Genomic DNA, 19264 nt, shown 5'->3' on the forward strand with positions numbered 1-19264 from the left:
CAGGCTTGTCCTATTTTCCACTCCCTAAACTTCTCGTGGTACTTTGCACGATAAAACTCCAGTTCCAGCCTTCCACTTGGAGTTGAGAGCTTGATAATTCCCTCTTCAATGTCGAGCTTGAACAGGTGGTCGTCCAGCATTATGACTTTTTTCTTGAAAACAGGCTTTCCATTAGCTTTTCCTCGTCTTTTTCTCTTCCTGTAACTCTTGTAGATTGAGGTGGCCATTTGACAGGCCGTGTAAATGTAGTGGCTTGGGAGTTCTGGGTACTGCTCCCGAAGGCTCTTGTACGCCTCTTTCTTCAGCCGGTAAAAGCTCGTAATGTTGTTCTCAAAAACATAATCAAGGAGTAAATTTACAATATCAGAATAAAGGGAGAAGAGGTCTTCTAACCCTTCGGGTTCTGTTTTGAGTTTGAATTTTGCCGTGAGTTTAATCGTCTCTGAGGGCATTCTTTACCGCCTCGACAAGGCGTTTTTTCTTGTGAGAACGGGCACCATAGAGTTTTCCAGCAAAGGAAGTAACAATTGCTAACAAGTCCTCAACAAGTTCCTTTTCCGGCGTTTTCTCTTCATCATCAAAGATTACTTCAACCTCAACCCCGTGAGAGTTAAAGTATTGCTCAAGGTATTTGAATCCAAAAGCGGGTGAGCCTGTCCTTGTAAGTTATCACGACTTTTGTTATTTCCCCGCTTTCAATGAGTTTGAAGAGCTGTTTTAACCCCTTCCTGTTCTCGTTCAGTCCTGAGGAAATGTCTGTTATGATTTTTGCAACTTGGTAGCCTTTTGATGCGCAGTAGTTTTTGAGGTATTCGACCTGTCTTTCAAGGTCTTCTTTCTGGTCTCTGCTTGATACTCTGGCGTAAAATTACAACCTTGTCGGGGGTTTTGCCTTCGAGGAGTCTTTTAATCTCGCTTTCCGGGATGCGGTATTCTTTTCCGACCCTGTATGCTTTAATCTCGCCGGCTTTGATTTTCCTGATTAATGTTGGCTTGCTGATGCCAAGGAGCTGTGCCGCTTTTCCCGTCCTATAAAGCTTCATACTGCACACCCCTATTACAAACAATGACACAAAAATATATAAACTTTACGATTTTAACCATTTAGAAAACAGCCTCTCTAGTAGGAGTTGAGCACAGGCTTATCGGAAACTCTCCGAAACCCCTTATGTCAACTATAACAAACTGTCCGGGCTTGTATTTGAAGCTTCTGTTGAGCTCTGGATCAACAAAGCGAAGTGTGAAAAGCTTTTCCCTCGAGGTGAGCTCTTTCACTTCCAAAATCCTCGCATCGTGTGTTTGAAACGTCATTGTAATCCCTCCCTCACCTCATCGAGAACCTTAACGTGCTCTATCTTAGCTGGACAGAACTCGTCACATCTTCCGCATCCAACGCAGTTGAAGCCTGCTGAGGGGTCAAAGTAGCTCTTGCAGTAATAGCGGTGCCTGAAGCGATCCAAACGGGTTGGTCTAAAGTTATGCCCTCCAGCAACTAAGCCGTGGCTCTCCATGAAGCAAGAGTCATATCTTCTAACTCTCGCTGCCTCATAGGCGTTCATCCAGAGGTCACAAACCTCGTAACATCTGCACGTTGGACAGACCATGTTGCAGTTGCCGCAGCCAAGACATATCTTCTCGTACTTTTTCCACACCGGGCTGTTGTAGGCCAAATCAAGGATATCTTCAAGGCCTTTCTTGTTAAGATGCTTCTTGAAGGAATTTGCTCTCTTCTCTTCAAATTCTCTGAAGTTCTTTACGTCCTCCTCAGTAAGCTCTTCAAAGAGCTCTTCGTTTTCCCACGCTATCTCGTGACCCCTAACACTGCCAACTCTCACCAACCAGCCGTCAGGGAGTTCGTGGAGAAACAAATCAAAGCCGTGCATTGCAAAGTCCGTGCCCAGGCTTTTGCAGAAGCAGTACTCATCGGGCATACAGCTAATGCCGATTATTATTGAATTTTCTCTCCTCTTTTTGTAATATGGATCCACAGGCTCTGCAAGATAGACCTTATCAAGTATCTCCAATCCGTGTATATCACATGAATGAACCCCAAATAGAACTATTGGTTCGGCTCCATCGCTCTCCTCCCATTTACCCCCCCTAAGTCGCAGCATCTCATCCTTAGGCCTCACAAAGAACTTCTTCGGAGGAAGCATTGTACGGGTATAATCAAAGGCTATCTCTGGAGGGTTCTCTACATGTTGAAAGGAGTATATGTTGCCCTTCTTAGTTGGAGCATACAATTTGCCCCATTTCCTTAGGGAATTGAAGAATTCCTCAAAATTTTCCTTTGGCAACTTTACATATCGCAAGATAATCACCCGAATCCGTTATTCATTGTTTATATTTGTAAAGAATTGATTTAAGGGTTTTTTAAACAAAAGGTGACCAACCAAATGTTACAAACATATACTTCAGTGCACGTTTATAAACGTTGACGTAGATAAATAGTACCCTAGTTCCCACCACCTGTGAAGTTGTATAATCTGTCCAGATTCACGGCCAGAATCGCCCCTAAAATCCTGACAGCTAACCCCCTCAAACTAACACTCCTGCTCGGCCTCAGAAGAAACTCAGAAAACTTCGAAAACAAAGTCTCAATCCTCCTGCGAAAGTCAGACAAGTACTTGTAAAACTTCTTCTCCTCTAGATTACTAACCTGATTCTCCCGCTTCACCGGCGTGTAAACAACGCCAAACTTCAGGAATTCCTCCTGAAGTTCTCTACTAACGTAACCCTTATCCAAAAACAGAAAACAGCCAGAAAACTCCTCAACAATCACCCAGAACTTTTTCCCGGACAAAAACTCACAATCAATGTTTTTTTACCGGGATTCAAACAACAAGGTAAAGCCAGCAAATTTCCATCAGAGTAACAGGTCAGCTTGTACCCATAGTAAACTTTTTTTTAGAGGGAACAAACCCAACTGCGGGCTTTTCAGAGATGATTTCTGAAGAACCCTTCTTCTCCTTCCTGTTTTTTCTGGCCAACTCCTTGGTCTGAATGGGCTTTGAGTCCAGTATTCTAACGTATTCTCTGGCGTGTTTTTTGAATAATTCTTCCTGCGCTAGGAGCAGGAGTTTTTCGTGCCTGTTCAAGCGTTCTGTTAGTTTGTTGTACCTGATTTTGGGGAACAGCTTCATTTCTTCGATTAGGACTCTGTAAGCGTGCTTGTAAACTCCGTTAAAGTGCAAGTGTGCTAGTATTGCGAAGGTTATTAGGTCGTAGAGGCTGATTATTTCCCTGTGAGTGTTTTTCGGGTAGTGTTTGCTGATTATCGGATAGATTTCGGATTTTATGATCAGGATTTCCTGCTGAAAGTTCATAACAACCACCAATCAACCAAAAGACTTAAGTGCTTATAACTCTAACGATCTAATGGGAACTAGGGTTTTGATAAAATACTCCTCGATGCGCCTTGCTCGAGTGTTGGAATGATAAGAAAAAGCTTCAAGTTCTTAACAGACTGGAGTATGAAGAAGGTTATACGTTACTCCAATATTCAGAAAAAGCTAATACTCTCAGCGTATAAAGCCCTAAAGCCCGGAGGGGTTTTGGTGTACTCAACATGTACCATAGACCCCCTTGAAAACGAAGAAGTTGTTGACTACCTCCTCTCCAAGACTGACGCCAAGCTCGAGAAAATCAACCTACCCTTAAAATCAACACCTCCCGTTTTGGAGTTTGAGGGGAAGAAGTATTCCGAGGAGGTGAAAAAATGTCTTCGCATTCATCCACAGGACAACAACACGGAAGCGTTCTTTGTAGCGAAAATAAGGAAACCATGAGCAAAAAAGTTAAAGAAATGCTGATAGAGCAATACGGATACGCACCAGATTTAATTTTTGAAGTAAAAGGGAGTAGGAGGGTTTACGCTTATAAGCCCTGTGAGTTTGACCCGAAGACTCACACAGATAGGGGAGTTTATTTTGGAAAAATCGAAAGCGATGGGATAAGGCTTACCATAGAAGGGAGCTTTTTGGTCGGTCCCAAAGCTACAAAAAACGTCGTTGAAGTTGGAGAGAAAGAAGCAAAGCTCTGGCTAAGTGGAGAAGACTTGAAAGTCTCAACTGAAGTGAGAGGATGGATAATATTAAAATGGGGCCTGTACTACCTCGGATGCGGGAAGGCAAAAGACGGTGTAATCAAAAACTACGTGCCGAAAGAAAGAAGAATAAACCCCAAATAGCGCAATCTTTTAAAGTTTCGAGAGCTATTTAATTTGGAGGTGAGAAGGATGGAGATCCCATTAAAAAGAATAGATAAGATCAGATGGGAGATACCGAAGTTCGATAAAAGAATGAGAGTGCCGGGAAGAGTTTATGCAGATGATACACTAATCCAAAAAATGAGACAGGATAGGACTCTCGAACAGGCCGCAAATGTGGCTATGCTTCCGGGAATTTATAAGTATTCGATAGTAATGCCTGATGGTCATCAGGGTTATGGTTTCCCAATCGGCGGTGTAGCGGCTTTTGACGTGAAAGAAGGCGTTATAAGCCCCGGAGGCGTGGGTTACGATGTGAATTGCCTACATGAAGAGAGCGAAGTCATAAGTGACTTAGGGTTCAGAATAAAGGTCAAAGATTTACCCACGATGTTCAAGGAGGTTCCACTCAAAGTCTACAATGTCAAGGAGGGTCACAATGATCACTCCAGAGTTATGTTGGTTGCTGAGAGAGACAGCGACGAGGAGATTTACGAGATAAGGCTCACCAGTGGTAGAGTCATTAAAGCTTCTGGAGATCACCCAGTGTTGACGGAGAATGGGTATAAGATAGCAGAAGAGCTAGAACCGGGGGACTTAGTTGCAGTTTATCCCTTTGAGGGAGTAGAATATGAGAAGCCCAGCACGGAAGTTCTTTTAACCCACCAAGATTTCGCCGATGAAGATAAGCAACTGATAAAGTACTTAGAAGAGAGGGGTCTGCTTCCTTTGAGAATGGATGATCCAAGGATAGGTGTTCTGGCAAGAATTCTTGGATACTTCATTGGTGATGGATCGTTCGATATATACCACGAGAAGAATGGAAGAGAGAGAATTATCACAGTTTTCTATGGAGACAGCAAGGGACTGGAAGAGTTGAGAAAAGATTTAGGTTTTTACTTCAATATCAAGGCTTCGAGAGTTTACACAAGGACAAGAAACGAGAAAGTCAAAACAGCATGGGGCGAGTTTGAGACTAGAGGAACAGAGTACTCAATAAAAGTGACATCAAAAGCGTTTTCAAAGCTTCTCATCAAATTGGGAGCTCCTGTTGGCAAGAAGACTGAGATTGACTTCGACGTGCCTGAGTGGATTAAGAAGTCTCCAAAATGGGTCAAGAGGAACTTTCTCGCAGGCCTCTTTGGAGCGGACGGAAGCAAACCGAGGCTAATGTCCAGCAATCACAAATACACTCCAAACACGATATCCTTGACTGCTGTCAAGGCTAAGGAGCTTGAAGAGAGCCTTGTCAGGTTCCTTAATTCAGTCAAAGATTTGCTGACAGAATTTGGAATTAGTTCCCACGTCAGAAAAGTCAAAGAATATAGCAACAGAGTAATGTACCGTCTCGTGATATACTCCAACACGGAGGAGATTTACAAGTTCCTTTCCAAGATTGGCTATGAATACACCTCTCATAAACCCTACGCGTTGATCTTTGGGGAGTATCTTAGAAGGAAAATCATGGCATCAAAAGAAATCTCAGAAAGCAACCTGGTTAAGAGAAACAGGAAACTGGCTGAGCTCCTACCTGAGTTTGAGAGCTTTGCCAAGACGTACGGACTTGAAGGTGGCTTTGTTCTTGATCCCGTTGTAGATGTCCGCAGAACAAAGAGTGACTCCAAGAAACTCTACGACATCGGCGTATACCACGAAGCCCACAACTTCATAGCAAATGGTATAGTAGTGCACAACTGCGGTGTCAGGCTTATTAGGACGAACTTAACGGAGAAAGAAGTTAGACCAAAGATCAAACAGCTCGTCGATACTCTATTCAAAAACGTGCCAAGCGGGCTTGGAAGCGAAGGAAGGATTAGGCTTCACTGGACGCAATTAGATGATGTTCTTGCAGATGGCGCAAAGTGGGCTGTGGATAACGGCTATGGCTGGAAGGAAGATTTAGAACATCTAGAAGAGAACGGGAGAATGGAAGGAGCGGATCCAAATGCAGTAAGCCAAAAAGCAAAGCAAAGAGGAGCCCCACAATTAGGTTCTCTAGGAAGTGGAAACCACTTCTTGGAAGTGCAGGTGGTTGATAAAGTCTTCAATGAGGAAATCGCCAAGGTATACGGCCTATTTGAAGGACAGGTTGTTGTGATGGTGCACACCGGGTCGAGGGGTCTTGGGCATCAGGTAGCAAGTGATTACCTAAGGATCATGGAGAAGGCAAACAGAAAATACAACGTGCCATGGCCAGACAGAGAACTCGTAAGCGTTCCATTCCAGACAGAGGAAGGGCAAAAGTACTTCAGCGCTATGAAAGCTGCGGCAAACTTTGCATGGGCTAACAGGCAAATGATTACCCACTGGGTAAGGGAGAGCTTTGAGGAAGTCTTCAAGCAAAAGGCTGAGGACTTAGAAATGAGCATAGTTTATGACGTTGCCCACAACATAGCGAAAGTTGAAGAGCACGAGGTTGATGGAAGGAAAGTCAAAGTTGTAGTTCACAGAAAAGGTGCCACAAGAGCATTCCCCGCCGGGCATGAGGCTGTGCCAAGAGCTTACCGCAATGTGGGACAGCCTGTCTTAATTCCCGGCTCAATGGGTACGGCAAGCTATGTGCTCGCTGGAGCCGAGGGATCAATGAAAGAGACCTTTGGTAGCACATGCCACGGTGCGGGAAGGGTTTTGAGCAGACATGCTGCTACAAGACAATTTAGAGGGGATAAACTTAGAAATGAGCTCATGCAGAGAGGAATATACATTAGGGCAGCGAGCATGAGAGTTGTTGCGGAGGAAGCCCCCGGAGCCTACAAGAACGTCGATAACGTTGTTAACGTTGTTCATGAGGCGGGAATAGCTAATCTGGTGGCAAGGATGAGACCAATTGGAGTTGCCAAGGGTTAATTTGCTCTTTTCTATTTTTCATCTGAGGTCGCTGGTCATAAATCTAGCGTAAGCAAAAGCAAATGGGAGGAGCAGAAAGGTTAAAAGCATCGAGAGATTGTTGAACAGCAAGATCAGGGAATCTCCAAGGGGAGCATAATAATTAGCTATTCTATCCCCCGCAAAAACTGCAATAACTAGAGCCGCATAGTGGTGGGCTGGGTTTATGAAGTGCAGTCTCTGCTCCCAGAGCTTGAAGTTTTCTTCCCACATCTCAAAAGCAGGTGTTCCATACGGGGGCATTTCTCCTGCTAGATGTTGGGCTATTAAGGAAATCAAAGCCCCATATATCATCGTTAGAAAAACTGCCAGACCGATTGATATAAGCATGGATGTTTCGGGCTTTTTTAAGAGCGTCGAAAAGAGCATAGAGATGCTTAAGAAAACCATCGAATAGAGAAGTGTCAAGATAAATGCAACAAATCCTCTCAAGATCGAGTCTCTGTCGAGAGGAGTGCCATTGATAAGGAGAAAGGCAATCGTAACCACGTATCCAACGGTGATTGTAATAGCCAAAACAAACGCATTGCCGAGGAATTTTCCATTTATAACCTCATCTCTGTAAACGGGATGTGCAAGGAGCGTTTTTATAGTTCCGCTCTCAATCTCTTTGTTTATCGCATCTGCCCCAAGAGAAGCACCTAGGATAGCGCCGATTACCGTGAAGAACGTAAAGTTGAGGGTAAGCATAGTAGAAAGAGGTGTAGCAAAAACTTCTCCACTCACTCCAAACAAATCCATTGATAAATTTTCAACAGAGGGAGAAGTTAGCTCACTTAGGTTGTCCCTCAGGGAGTAAGAGAGCAGAAGAAGGAGAAGAACATAAATGCTAAGGATTATTACAAACCTTTTGCTTTTTATCGAGACATAGAGCTCCTTCATCGCAATGTTCAATGCCTTCATCTCCTGCCCACCCTCCTCATCATCCATATTACAGCTCCAAAAGTTAGCACGAGTATTAGTATCCCAATGTATGCAGTATTAGAGCTCTGAGTCACTCTGACCGTAATCTGGGTGCTGGCTTGAGCTTGATCCCCCTTTCCGGTAATTGTTATTTGGTATGTTCCAGCTGGAGTTGTCTCTGGGACTTTTATCGTAACAGTTAAACGGTTCTCCGATCCACTTATTCTTCTGACGCCTCCCTCAAAATACAGCGACCCAAGCTCGGGAATTACTTGGGGAGTAACTTTAACGTCCCATCCTTGAGGAGCGCTTACCTCAAATTTTATGTTCGTTATTGGAGCAGTTCCAATGTTTTCGAGGGAAAGATAAGCGATTCCCTCCCTACCGGCTTTAATGTTCACCATTGGTGTCTCCGGATACATCTCAAATTTGTATTCCCCGATAAGCTTCACCAACAGGTTTATCCTTTTCTCCAATCCAGAGGAGCTTTTGACAGCGATAATTAGATTGTATTCCCCAGGCTGGGCATTGTAAGGTGGAACTATTCTTAAAGCAACTTCCTTGGATTCTCCTGGGCTGATTGTTATCTTTCTGATAGGACTTTCCGCATAGTAAAATTCAGCTGACCATCCTTCCGGAACGTCAAAAGCTGAAAGCGAATACCAGTCTTCTTCTTTTCCTAAGTTCTTTATGATCACTGCATACCTACCTATCGATCCTGCTGCAATTGCAACTGTGTCTCCACTTCCTTCAAGCTCGAAGTAGTAGGGGAGCTTTGTTAGGGTTATCTCCAAAGTTTTTTCCTCCCCATCTTCAACTGAAACTTCTTTTTCAACCAATTCATATCCCTCTTTTTCCACAAAAATTTTGTATTCTCCGGGTTTAAGCTCTATCTTAGCTCTTCCATAGCCGTCTGTGAAGGCAGTTTTGTTTCCAGTGCTAATTTTTGCTCCCTGTACAAAGTTACCTTCCTCATCTTTAGCTGTCACGACTATTTTTGCGGGCTCTCCTTTGTGCGTCTTGTAGATAAAAACACTCACGTTCTTTTCTATTCCGTTTATCGAGAACCCTATTTTATGCTCACCAAGCTCAGCATTTCTCGGAGCCTCTACAAAAAGAGTTATCTCTTGCTCCCCTTCCAAAAGAAAAGACTTAACTCTCTGGTTACCCATGAGGAAATATGCGTTCCATCCAGCAGGTTTCTCTGTTACTTCCAGCTTTACAGCTTTCTCCTCTCCCCTATTTTTTATGATTATTGGGAATGTAACACTCTGACCGGCCTCAGTTTCAACACCAAGCATGGGAATTATAACATCAATGCCCGCATTTTTAACCACATCGAGGGTAATCTCGCCAATCTCTTCCCCAACTGCAAAGCGAATTCCCTTTGTTCCGCTCGCATCTTCGGGAATCTTTATAAAAAGGGTTAGGACAGCAGAAGCTTTGGCATTTAAAGCGATTTCATTGACCCCATATTTCCCACTCTCATCGAGAACTCTTACATCCCATCCCAAAGGCTTTGAGAGGATTTTTAGCTGTAAAGTTAATTCCTTGTTGCCGTTGTTGTAGACCGTTATTGGAATTCGGACTTCATCGCCAGCTTTCACCTTAAGTCCTTTGAAAGGATAGTACAGCTCATAGTCTTTTCTCTCTTCTCTTTTTACTTGAATATTGGCAAGATAAACCCTCAAAACGTCTCCCGTGTATTCGAGGGCGAGTTTGTCGTAAACTCTGACAGATTTTGCCTTTACTTCTACTTCATCTCCGTTTATGCTCAGTAGTACGCTTTCATTACCTGACTTTATCACCTTTAGAGCATAATCCCCTACTTCAAACGAAGCTCCGTTTTTAGGGGATATCTCTTTGGTTAGAGACGGCTTGTACTGCAGAGCAAGGAACACCTCCTCATATTCGGCATTATAGCTTCCAAGGACGATTCTCATGTTGCCAATCTCAGTTAGGTTTCCCTGGCCAACAACCTTCTTTATTTCCTCGTCCTCGTAGATTATGGCATATGGCTTCATTTCATTCTTTTCCAAGGTTACATCTATTTTATAATCCCCTACAATTATGGTTTCCCCTATTTTTACCCTATCTTCAAACACCGTTACCCATGGTTGGGCATTTATCAGAGGATAATTCGAGAGCAGAAAAAGAAAAACTATGATAAAAGCCTTCTTTTTCATTTAGCTCACCTCTTGTAGATGGTTTTTAGGAAAACATCCTCCAAACTTGGTTCTTCAACTTCAAGGTTCACAATTGTTATCCCCTTCTTTGCAAGAAGCTCTGAAAGCTGCTCTCTAATGTCTTCCTTCGCAAATATGATTGCTTTATTTTCGCTTACTCTTTGCATCCTTATGATCTCAGAAAGTTCAATTTCTGGAAGCGCCTGCTTTGTCTCAACCTTTATCTCATACCCTTCAAGCTCCATAAATTCTTTCTTTATTTCCTCAAGCGTTCCCAGCGCCCTAAGCTTCCCCTTGACTATTATGCCAACCCTATCACTCAATTCCTCCACTTCGCTGAGTATGTGAGACGAGAAAAATACAGTCTTCCCTTTTTTGCGTTCTTCTCTAACGATGCTTTTTACTAGGTAAGCCCCTTCCGGGTCGAGGCCGCTTGTGGGCTCGTCCAGTATTAGCACTTCGGGATCGTTTATAAGTGCTTGAGCCAGCAAAAGCCTCTGCTTCATGCCTTTTGAAAAGGCTTTGACTTTTCTATACCTTACTTCCCACAGTCCTACAAGCTTTAAAAGTTCTTTAATGCGCTTTTCCTTCTCTTGTTTTGAAAAGCTGTAAAAGTTTGCAAAGAACTCCAAGTTCCTCCATGCTGTCAATTCTTCATAAAGCGTTGCATTTTCTGGGAGAAAGCCGATTTTCTCTTTGACTTTTATGGGCTCTCTGAAAACGTCATTTCCAAGTATTTTTATGGTTCCTTTATCGGGGATTATAAGCCCAAGCATGCTCAAAATAGTTGTTGTCTTACCCGCTCCATTAGGACCCAAAAATCCGAAAATTTCTCCTTTGTAAACTTCAAAGCTCAATTCATCAACTGCTTTGAAATTGCCGTAGCTCTTGGAGAGGTTTTCAACTTCTATTGCCTTCATAATATCACCTCAGCTCCATTTTCATAAACTTTGCATAGGCTACCGCAAAAGGTAAGAGAAACATAATTACCAAGGCTACAATGTTTTTCCATGCAATCCCAATTGCCTCCAAGTACGAAATATTTGAAGGCTTTAATGTGAGTGAAAATCCTCCAGAAGCTAATAATTCAGAGAATTCAGATGTAGAAACCCCATACTTAATCGCATTTAGTATGTTGTCCATATGATAGCCCGGAATTGGTGAGAGTAAAAGATAAATTTTCTTTAGTGCCTCTTGCAGGACTATTGGATTAGTCGGAGCAACTCCCTCTTTCAAGCTCATTAACACAACAAGGATCGAAGCAACACTTGGGTAGACAATTTCAAGGAATATCGGCAGAATTACCGCCACTATTATTGCTGTTGAAGGTTTTTTTATGAATGTGGAAAGCAGAAAGCCTAAGGAGAGATAGACAAGCGAAAACAGCACAAAAAACGGCAACATTTTTACGAAAGTCGCTACAAATTCTGAGCCTAAAGGAACACCAAGTATTAACAAGAATGCAATGCTCCCTATTGCAAATATTAAAAATGCCATTATAACCACTGCCATTCTGCCAAGGAACTTTCCTATCAAGTATTGATCCCTATAAATTGGATGACTCAAAGTGACTTTAATAGTTCCTCTCTCAACTTCCCTGTTTATAGCATCAGCTCCAAAAATTGCTCCAAGTACTGCAAGGAAAAGCATCATTGAGGAAATTTGGGCATTTTGAGTGGCGTTTAAAGCCATATCAGTGTCTAAAACCTCTATTCTCATTATAGTACTCTTTATCCAGTACGCATACCCTGCCCCAGCCATCAAAAACACGACAAGCACTATAAGCAATCTCTTTGTCTTTATTCCCTCATAGATTTCTTTCATAGAAACGTTCAAAATTGATGACATTTTCTCACCTCATTGTTTTGCAATTACTTAGTTGAATTTAAACTTTTTGGTGATTAGACGTTAGTGAACTACTCCACTCTTTCGGAAGGGGACATCCCGCCCGAGCAATGTTCATCACTTTCCTGGTGACTCTAAAAACAAGCCTCAAATCGGGAAAGCAAAACTATTTTAAAGCCTAAAAAACATACCATACTTTGAAATGAAGAGAACAATAACCCTAAAACTCCAACCTTCAAAGGAGCAGGAAAAAGCACTATTCGAATTAGCCCAAGCAACAGCCATAATTTGGAACAAACTCAATTATGAAAGACTAAAACAGTTCAAAAAATTCGGAAAAATAGACTTCGCTGGAACAGAAAAAGAAGTCTATTGGGAATTCAAAAACTGGGTAGGTGGTTCAACAGTCCAGCAGTTAGCAAGAAAAAACGCCGGAGCTTGGAGAAGCTTCTTCGCGCTTTCGAAAAAGAAAAAATCTGGCAACTTGCCACAATGGATGAAACCAAGACCGCCAGCGTTCATAAAAGAAAACAACGGTAAAAAGCTCTTTGTAATCCCTCTAAGAAATGACCAGTATAAGCTTGACGGTAACATCTTGGAACTCAGGAGACTTGGGAAGTTCGGAAAGCTGAGAGGCGGAAATGGTATGCTCACATCAGCTACACCGTTGAGGAGAGATTATACGGTGAGGAATGGGTCAGAGTCCCAAAACAACCCTTGGGAGACCTTTCCGCTGGAATAGACCTTGGGATTAACAACCTTATGGCCGTTTATGTAGAGAACGGTGGGAGCTTCTTGGTGAACGGTATGCCTCTAAAGTCCATAGCTTTCTATTGGAGAAAAAGAATAGCCGATTATCAGTCCAAAATCAACAAATCTGGCTCTAAGAAGAGCAGAAAGCTTTCCAAATTACACCTAAAGGCTAAGCTCCAGATGAAGCATTGCATTAACACTATGGTGAGGAGAACTATTGAGAAACTATACTCTTTGGGAGTCTCGAAAATCTACGTCGGCTATCCAAAGGGTATCAGTAGAAACTCAAATAGGGGAAGAAAGCAGAATTTCTTGCTTTCTCAGGTGTGGCACTTCAACTACCTCATTAAGCGTCTTAAAGAAGTCTCTGGGGAGTATGGTATTGAGGTTGTGCTTGTTGATGAGGCTTTCACTTCTCAATCCTGCCCTCTCTGTGGCCATCGCCATAAAAATGGTAGAATCTTTAGGGGTTTGTTTAAGTGCCATAGGGAGGGCGTTGTTATGAACTCTGATTTGGTTGGCGCTTTCAATATTTTGAAGAGGGTTGTTGGAAGTATAACCCCGAGCCTCTCGGCTTTGGCTGGGGGTAGGGGTAATTGGGGTATGACCACCCCAGAGGGGTTCGAAGAACCCAACGTAAGTTGGGTTCTGGTGAAGACCCCTCAAACCTTCCCGTCATTGGCGAGGGGTTAACTCGTTGGAAACCTCACCGTTCACGGCGGGGAGGAGGTCATCGCCAAGTCTGATAGCAACTCATATGCTTAAAACTATTACTATTTCTAGTTTTATTAATCATTCAAAAAACAGAGCAAAAAGCAAAATAAAACAAAATCAACAATAGATGGGATTATCAAATGAACAGGTTTCACTCCTTTTCCAGTACAACAGCCGTTCCATAGGCAAAAATCTCTGCTGCTCCTGAGGCAACTGCTGAAGTCATAAATCTAACCCCAATAACTCCGTTTGCTCCCATTTCCTTTGCGTGCTGAATCATCCTCTGAAGGGCTATCTCTCTCGCCTCTGCAAGCATTTCAGTGTACTCTTTAACTTCTCCACCCGCGATATTCCTTAAACCGGCAAGTATATCTTTTCCAAGGTGCTTTGCCCTAACGGTTGCTCCTCTTGCAATTCCGAGAACCTTGACTACCTTATACCCCGGAACATTCTCCGTTGTAGAAAGAATAAATTCCTCCATATTCACCGCCCAGATACTTCGAACTTCGAGGTAATCTTATATTCTAAAGCTTAAATACTTTTCTGGAGTAATAGGAGAGGTGAGAAAATGGAGCTCACACATGTCGATGAAAAGGGCGTAAAAATGGTTGAAGTTGGGCATAAGGATGTGGTCTTCAGGAAAGCCGTTGCAAAGGGAAGAATAAAACTAAAACCTGAGACCATCAAGCTCATCCAAGAGGGAAAAACAAAAAAGGGAAACGTGATAGCAGCTGCACAGCTTGCGGGAATTTTGGCAGTAAAGAAAACTCCAGAACTCATTCCCCTCTGTCACCCAATTCCACTAACCGGAGTGGATATATCTTTTGAGTTCGGAGAAGACTACATCGAGGCAACTTGTGAGGTGAGGGCTTACTACAAAACGGGCGTCGAAATGGAAGCGCTAACTGGTGTCAGCGTTGCCCTTCTCACGATATGGGACATGGTAAAAGCTGTAGAAAAAGATGCTAACGGCCAGTATCCCTTTACAAAGATTGAAGAGATTAGAGTAGTGGAGAAAGTGAAGGAGTAGGGTTTATAAAATCCACCAGAGGTTTAGTGAGAGATGAAGCTCAACAGTGAAGCAAAGGAAATATACAAGGCTATAAAAAATGAGATAAAAAGGAGAATCCAGCTCAGAGAAAGTCTAGCGTACCTTGAGAAATTTTCGCTAACAAACAACAGAGAGGAAATATTGAGAAGACAGAGGTATCTGAAGGAAAATCTTCCGAAAATCAGCGAAGAGCTAAAGCCTCTCCTTTCAAAGATAAGACCCATAAGGTTTAGAAGAGAATATCTCCACGACAGGCTTCTTGTAGTCAGTGAAGAGGAATTCGAGAAGGCAAAAGCCCTCAACATATGTGACGTCTCTCTAGAACCAGAGGAGGGTTACGACCTATTACTGAGCACAGTTGATTATGGCATTGATGTTGAACTTTCCATTAGCGAAATAGCTCCCGAGCTCTATATAATGCCCCTGTGGGAAAATCGGGAAACCCTTAAAGCCCTTGCTAGCATAGGGAGAATTCTAAACTCTCCTTCCGTTGCAGAGGAAATTTTGGCAGAGCTAAGAAGACTAGAAAAAGTTGCGAAGAGGGGAGAGATTTTAGAGAACCTAGACGAAATAGTTCGGAGAGAAGAGCAGAGGTTAAACACAAAGATCGAAGAGATGCTAAAGAAATTTAGCCTAACCCTGAGCGGAAAGGAACTTTTGGAGTTCCTAAAAGAACTAAAGAGCGGAAATTATCAAGCGATATTCTCCCACTTCTCCCAGGTTGAAAACGAAATCCTGAGGGAGATAAGAAAAAGCGAAGAAAGACTTAGTAAACTGCTTAATCTTGACGTGGAGGTGTTTTCGAGAGATAATTTATACCCAGTGGAAGTTTCTGCAGAGACTGTTGAACTCTTGAGGACAGAGCTCGAAAAAGAAACAAAGATTGAGATGTATTTAGTGAGCAGGGAAATCCTGAGGAAAATAAAGCCACTACTCCCGAAACTGAAAGAAGAACTCCAGAGAGCTTATGAACTGGAATTCTTAAGGGCTGTGAAAGAATTTACCGAAGGCTTTGTCTTTCCAGAAATTGCTACCGGAGGGGTAGCTTTCATAAATGGAAGGCACCTCTTTATAGAAAACCCACAGCCGGTCAGCTACGTCGTTGGGAACGTTGCGAGCTTTGACGGCACAAGAGGAGAAAAGGTTGTGATTTTAACTGGAGCTAACAGCGGTGGAAAGACCTCTCTGCTCGAACTCATCACCCAGATAGTTCTCCTCACCCACATGGGGCTTCCAGTTCCTGCGGAAAAAGCATGGGTTGAGCCATTAGATGAGCTTTTCTTCTTCAGAAGGAAGCGCTCTTCCTACGGAGCCGGCGCTTTTGAGACCGCCTTAAAGGCTTTTGCCCGCGCTCTCACAAAAGAAGGCAAAAAGCTGATCCTCATAGACGAGTTTGAGGCGATAACGGAACCCGGCGCTGCAGTGAAGATTATTGGAGAGCTCCTTAAGGTAGCCCACGAAAAGGGGTTTTACGTCGTTATCGTCTCTCACTTAGGAGAAGACCTAAAGAGAGAGCTGTCCTTTGCGAGGGTTGATGGAATAGAGGCAGAAGGCTTGGACGAGAACCTAAACTTAATCGTTGATAGACAGCCCAAGTTTGGAAAGCTTGGAAAGAGCACCCCCGAGCTTATAGTGGAGAGGCTGGCAAAGAAAAAGCGCGGAAAAGAGAAGGAGATTTTTGAGAGAATTTGGAGGGCTTTTAAAGCTTAACCCGTAATCCATCCCCTCTCCCTGTATCGTCCTCTGCTTTCGATTTCATCCAGCTTTGCCTCAACTTCCTTCCTCTTCTCTGAACCCCTGATCTCCTCGTAACCGTTCAGAACTTCTTCAAAACCTCTCTCAAACCACTTGTAATGCGTGCTCTCCATGGCCCTCCTGAGGAGATGTAGGTCAACTCCTTGGGCTTCGAGCGATGAATCAAATTCAGCAAGGCCGAAATCAATAAAGTAGATCCTTCCCTCTCTGAGGATCATGTTTGAGGTAGTCAAATCGCCGTGAACTATGCCTGCTTCATGAAGCTTACCTATCTGCCTGCCGATTTCCCTGCAGAGCTTCAAACGCTCTTCTATGGGAACTGCTTCGAGGTATTCCTTTAGCCTCTCTCCCGCTATGTACTCCATGACTATTTTCATATCTTTTAGGTCAACCTCGTAAACGTAGGGAACATTAACCCCAAACTCTTTTGCCCGGTGAAGGATTCTTGCTTCCCTCACGGTTCTCTCTTTTCTAAGTTTTTCGTCAATCTCCTTGATCCTATAACGCTTTGGTATGCGGTGTTTTATTATGACTTTCTCCCCATTAAACGGGAAGTAAAGCTCCTCAAAGCCTGCCAGATAAATCTTTGCTTCTGCTCCCTGTTTTATTAGCTTCATGTGCTTCACCCATTTATTTCAAGTGCCTGAATAACACCATGAGCATCTTCAAATACAAGCCTGATAGAGATAACGTCTTCAATTTTTAGCACTAACAAGGCATTTCCTTCTTTAAGTACCAGCTTGGCCTCATCGATCTCATTTTCCTCAAGTTTTTTCATGGCATATTTAAGCTTTTCATCTTTACTCTCGAGCATATCATCTAGAAGAGATGCTCTGTTTTCTATTTCAATGCCCAACAGTTTGTAGTCTGAAACCTTCTCTAAGAACTCCTTGAGCTTCTTAATTTCTTTAATGAGATAGACCCTAGGCTCTTCCATACCCACAACACCACCTGTATTTTTGTTTTGTAAGTGTATTAAAGTTTCTCGAACATTTGACAAAAGGTTTAAATACTATGTCAACTTACATTGGTTGACAAGAATTCAATGGTGAAGTGAATGAAGCTTGAAGGGGTCAGACCCTCAAACTTTAGTGGAATCCCATTGATGATAGCCATATTTTCCCTTGTTCTAATATTGGGAGCCATGGAGCTCTCCTATTGGTGGATGTGGACAGTTGGATGGATTCTTATTTTTGCTTCATGGGGTGTATCAGCCAAAATTGAAAACAAAACTTTAGTTCTCAAGTATGCCTTTGGGTTGCTGCCTATAAAGCTCAAAGGAGATGATATTGATGAGATTTTAATCCTGAACAGAGTGGAAAGGGGTGTTCTTTTAAGGCATTTCCCTATAGTTGGAATCGCCTACATCGAAGCACTTGTCTATGCGTCATGCCGTTATTTCACATTTCCGGAGAACCTTCTGCTGGGGTATTACCTGGGAGCCCTTGGGATAATTGTAATGTCAAGTTCTGTACTGCTCTCAATGGCAGTACCAACTGGGAAAACACGTCATAAGCTTCTTGCAACAGTCGCTATTTCTATTGCTGGTGCATTTCTTCTATGGCTTAAGACTCGTAAAGCAGAAATGATTCCAATGATAGCAGTCTTAGCTATGATAACTCTTTTGATAGTATACGATATCGACACTGAAGACCACATCGTTTTGAAAACAAAGAAAGGCAAATATCTCTTAACCTCTAACGCTCCCAGAGATAAAGTGGAAAGAGCAATCAAGGCTATCATGGAGGTTTTAAGTGATGATTAGGCTCCCGGAAAGCATGGAAAGAATCTGGACTATGAAGGCAAAAGGGATGAGGGAAATAGAGATAGCAGAAAGTCTTGGAATTTCGAGGCAAGCTGTGAACAAAGCTTTGAAAGAGGCTAAAGCTAAGCTCTTTGAGGCATTCTTTTCCCTAGCCGAGACATTTTCGTGGGAAATCGTAAGAGTAAACGCCGAAAAGGGATTTATGGTTGCAAGAGGGAAATGCGGAGGCAGAGCAACAAGGGTTTACGCATTTTACATGCCAGAGAAGGGGATAAGGGCATTTTTTGGCAATGAAATTCCAGAATTTATTCTTCAACATGCTTTGGAGTTCGGCATTATTAAAAAACCAGACAAGAGGGAGCTGATAAATGCTTTGGAGAGCTGACTAATCTCTCTTCTTTCTGATTCCCCTCTCAAAATCTAGGAACTCTCTTATTTTTGCTTTGCCTTTGGTGATCTCGATGAGGTATTTTATAAGCTCCTCTTCTTTCTCTGGCAAAACTCCAGCCACAAATTTGACTTCGACATTGAATTCCCTCTCAAGGATATCTGCCTCGAATTTTTCAATTGCTTTTTCAACTGCGTTGTAAAGGTTGTACGGAAAAACTATTTCAATTGGTTCTTTTTTGATGACCTCTATTATTCCCGCTTTTTCAAGGGCCTCACTTGCCGTCTCGCTGTATGCCTTTATCAATCCTCCATAGCCAAGCTTTGTTCCGCCAAAATACCTCGTTACAACGACCACAACGTTTTCCAGACCCTTGTATTCAAGAACCTTAAAAACAGGCTTTCCGGCACTTCCCCTTGGCTCTCCATCGTCATCATAGTGAACGAGAAGTGTGTTCCCCTCTCTAACCCTATAAGCGGAAACATTGTGCGTCGCATCTGCGTGGGCTTCCTTGACTTTTCTAATGAACTCTTTGGCCTCTTTCTCTGATTTTACTGGCATGGCATAGCCGATAAAGAGAGAATCCACATAGAGCTTTTCAACCTTCCCAAACCCTCTAATTGTCCGATATCCCTCCATGGAAGAGAATGGACAAACACTCTTTAATAATCTTTTGCGTTCCTCTTCTTTGTAAGTTAGGCAAAACTTCTGCCCATTTATTGGCTACTATTCAAAATTTTTCATCAAATTCAGCCTTTTAAGTAGAAACGTTTTTATAGAGTACTAACGAAAGGTTCTTGTTTAACATAAC

The 19264-nt window shown here is 42.8% G+C and carries 15 protein-coding genes and 6 pseudogenes; 8 read left to right on the plus strand and 13 right to left on the minus strand.

Translation table 11 applies throughout. The features are described from left to right. The 5 genes and pseudogenes from THEPK_RS06870 to THEPK_RS12640 form a co-directional block, all read right to left on the minus strand. A pseudogene (locus THEPK_RS06870) lies at nt 1–452 on the minus strand (RNA-guided endonuclease InsQ/TnpB family protein); the annotation flags it as partial. Then, nucleotides 433–1043 (minus strand): annotated as a pseudogene (locus THEPK_RS06875) (IS607 family transposase). The pseudogenes THEPK_RS06875 and THEPK_RS06870, both read right to left, overlap by 20 nt. 67 nt (nt 1044–1110) lie before the next feature. Further along, nucleotides 1111–1311: pseudogene (locus tag THEPK_RS06880) on the minus strand (cytochrome-c3 hydrogenase subunit gamma); the annotation flags it as partial. Next, on the minus strand, nt 1308–2312 hold the full coding sequence (gene shyB / locus THEPK_RS06885) for an NAD(P)-dependent hydrogenase/sulfhydrogenase 2 subunit beta (RefSeq protein ID WP_042699906.1): 1005 nt from the start codon (nt 2310–2312) through the stop codon (nt 1308–1310). The gene shyB and the pseudogene THEPK_RS06880, both read right to left, overlap by 4 nt. 143 nt (nt 2313–2455) lie before the next feature. Continuing rightward, a pseudogene (locus tag THEPK_RS12640) lies at nt 2456–3335 on the minus strand (IS982 family transposase). A 57-nt stretch (nt 3336–3392) separates the two neighbouring features. Here THEPK_RS12640 and THEPK_RS06900 point away from each other — a divergent pair. The 3 genes and pseudogenes from THEPK_RS06900 to THEPK_RS06910 form a co-directional block, all read left to right on the plus strand. Next, nucleotides 3393–3788: pseudogene (locus THEPK_RS06900) on the plus strand (tRNA methyltransferase); the annotation flags it as partial. Beyond that, complete coding sequence (locus THEPK_RS06905; RefSeq protein WP_042699915.1) at nt 3785–4189, plus strand: methyltransferase RsmF C-terminal domain-like protein; 405 nt, start codon at nt 3785–3787, stop codon at nt 4187–4189. The pseudogene THEPK_RS06900 and the gene THEPK_RS06905, both read left to right, overlap by 4 nt. A 48-nt stretch (nt 4190–4237) precedes the next feature. Beyond that, nucleotides 4238–7054, plus strand: coding sequence for an RtcB family protein (locus tag THEPK_RS06910; RefSeq protein ID WP_042699917.1), 2817 nt, complete (start codon nt 4238–4240; stop codon nt 7052–7054). Between the two features lie 18 nt (nt 7055–7072). On the opposite strand, the gene THEPK_RS06915 is transcribed toward THEPK_RS06910, so the two are convergent. The 4 genes from THEPK_RS06915 to THEPK_RS06930 are packed head-to-tail and all read right to left on the minus strand — an operon-like array spanning nt 7073 to nt 12030. Further along, complete coding sequence (locus tag THEPK_RS06915) at nt 7073–8023, minus strand: ABC transporter permease (RefSeq protein WP_232194552.1); 951 nt, start codon at nt 8021–8023, stop codon at nt 7073–7075. Continuing rightward, nucleotides 7993–10182: an NEW3 domain-containing protein gene (locus tag THEPK_RS06920; protein ID WP_042699923.1), complete on the minus strand. Its 2190-nt coding sequence runs from the start codon at nt 10180–10182 to the stop codon at nt 7993–7995. Before THEPK_RS06920 ends, THEPK_RS06915 begins: the two co-directional genes overlap by 31 nt. Nucleotides 10183–10187: 5 nt before the next feature. Beyond that, the gene (locus tag THEPK_RS06925) at nt 10188–11102 is read right to left on the minus strand and encodes an ABC transporter ATP-binding protein (protein ID WP_042699926.1); all 915 of its coding nucleotides are present in this window, start codon (nt 11100–11102) and stop codon (nt 10188–10190) included. A 4-nt stretch (nt 11103–11106) separates the two neighbouring features. Then, entirely contained in the window at nt 11107–12030 is a 924-nt protein-coding gene (locus THEPK_RS06930; RefSeq protein WP_042699930.1) for an ABC transporter permease subunit, read from the minus strand. Nucleotides 12031–12229: 199 nt separating this feature from the next. Between THEPK_RS06930 and THEPK_RS06935 the strand changes: the two are divergent. Then, nucleotides 12230–13473, plus strand: a pseudogene (locus THEPK_RS06935) (RNA-guided endonuclease InsQ/TnpB family protein). A 172-nt stretch (nt 13474–13645) separates the two neighbouring features. Here the strand turns inward: THEPK_RS06935 and THEPK_RS06940 are convergent. Next, nucleotides 13646–13975, minus strand: coding sequence for a YbjQ family protein (locus THEPK_RS06940; protein ID WP_004068542.1), 330 nt, complete (start codon nt 13973–13975; stop codon nt 13646–13648). Nucleotides 13976–14062: 87 nt separating this feature from the next. Between THEPK_RS06940 and moaC the strand changes: the two genes are divergently transcribed. Together moaC and THEPK_RS06950 are read left to right on the plus strand one after the other, a co-directional pair. Then, nucleotides 14063–14524, plus strand: a complete 462-nt coding sequence (moaC, locus tag THEPK_RS06945) for a cyclic pyranopterin monophosphate synthase MoaC (RefSeq protein ID WP_042699934.1) — start codon at nt 14063–14065, stop codon at nt 14522–14524. A gap of 33 nt (nt 14525–14557) precedes the next feature. Beyond that, nucleotides 14558–16255, plus strand: a complete 1698-nt coding sequence (locus tag THEPK_RS06950; protein ID WP_042699937.1) for a MutS-related protein — start codon at nt 14558–14560, stop codon at nt 16253–16255. Here the strand turns inward: THEPK_RS06950 and THEPK_RS06955 are convergent. Continuing rightward, on the minus strand, nt 16252–16917 hold the full coding sequence (locus THEPK_RS06955; RefSeq protein ID WP_042699940.1) for a Kae1-associated kinase Bud32: 666 nt from the start codon (nt 16915–16917) through the stop codon (nt 16252–16254). The genes THEPK_RS06950 and THEPK_RS06955 overlap by 4 nt on opposite strands. A 5-nt stretch (nt 16918–16922) precedes the next feature. Then, the gene (locus THEPK_RS06960; RefSeq protein ID WP_052315908.1) at nt 16923–17237 is read right to left on the minus strand and encodes a hypothetical protein; all 315 of its coding nucleotides are present in this window, start codon (nt 17235–17237) and stop codon (nt 16923–16925) included. 120 nt (nt 17238–17357) lie between these two features. Between THEPK_RS06960 and THEPK_RS06965 the strand changes: the two genes are divergently transcribed. Together THEPK_RS06965 and THEPK_RS06970 are read left to right on the plus strand one after the other, a co-directional pair. Further along, entirely contained in the window at nt 17358–18065 is a 708-nt protein-coding gene (locus THEPK_RS06965; RefSeq protein ID WP_042699943.1) for a hypothetical protein, read from the plus strand. Next, nucleotides 18058–18450 carry a sugar-binding transcriptional regulator gene (locus THEPK_RS06970; RefSeq protein ID WP_042699945.1) on the plus strand — a complete coding sequence of 131 codons (393 nt, stop codon included), beginning with the start codon at nt 18058–18060 and terminating at the stop codon, nt 18448–18450. Before THEPK_RS06965 ends, THEPK_RS06970 begins: the two co-directional genes overlap by 8 nt. Here the strand turns inward: THEPK_RS06970 and THEPK_RS06975 are convergent, their stop codons facing one another. After that, on the minus strand, nt 18451–19092 hold the full coding sequence (locus tag THEPK_RS06975) for a YigZ family protein (protein WP_042699947.1): 642 nt from the start codon (nt 19090–19092) through the stop codon (nt 18451–18453). It lies immediately after the preceding gene. Between the last annotated feature and the right edge of the window lie 172 nt (nt 19093–19264).

The sequence above is a fragment of the Thermococcus sp. PK genome, assembly GCF_000430485.1.
Lineage (GTDB): Archaea > Methanobacteriota_B > Thermococci > Thermococcales > Thermococcaceae > Thermococcus_A > Thermococcus_A bergensis.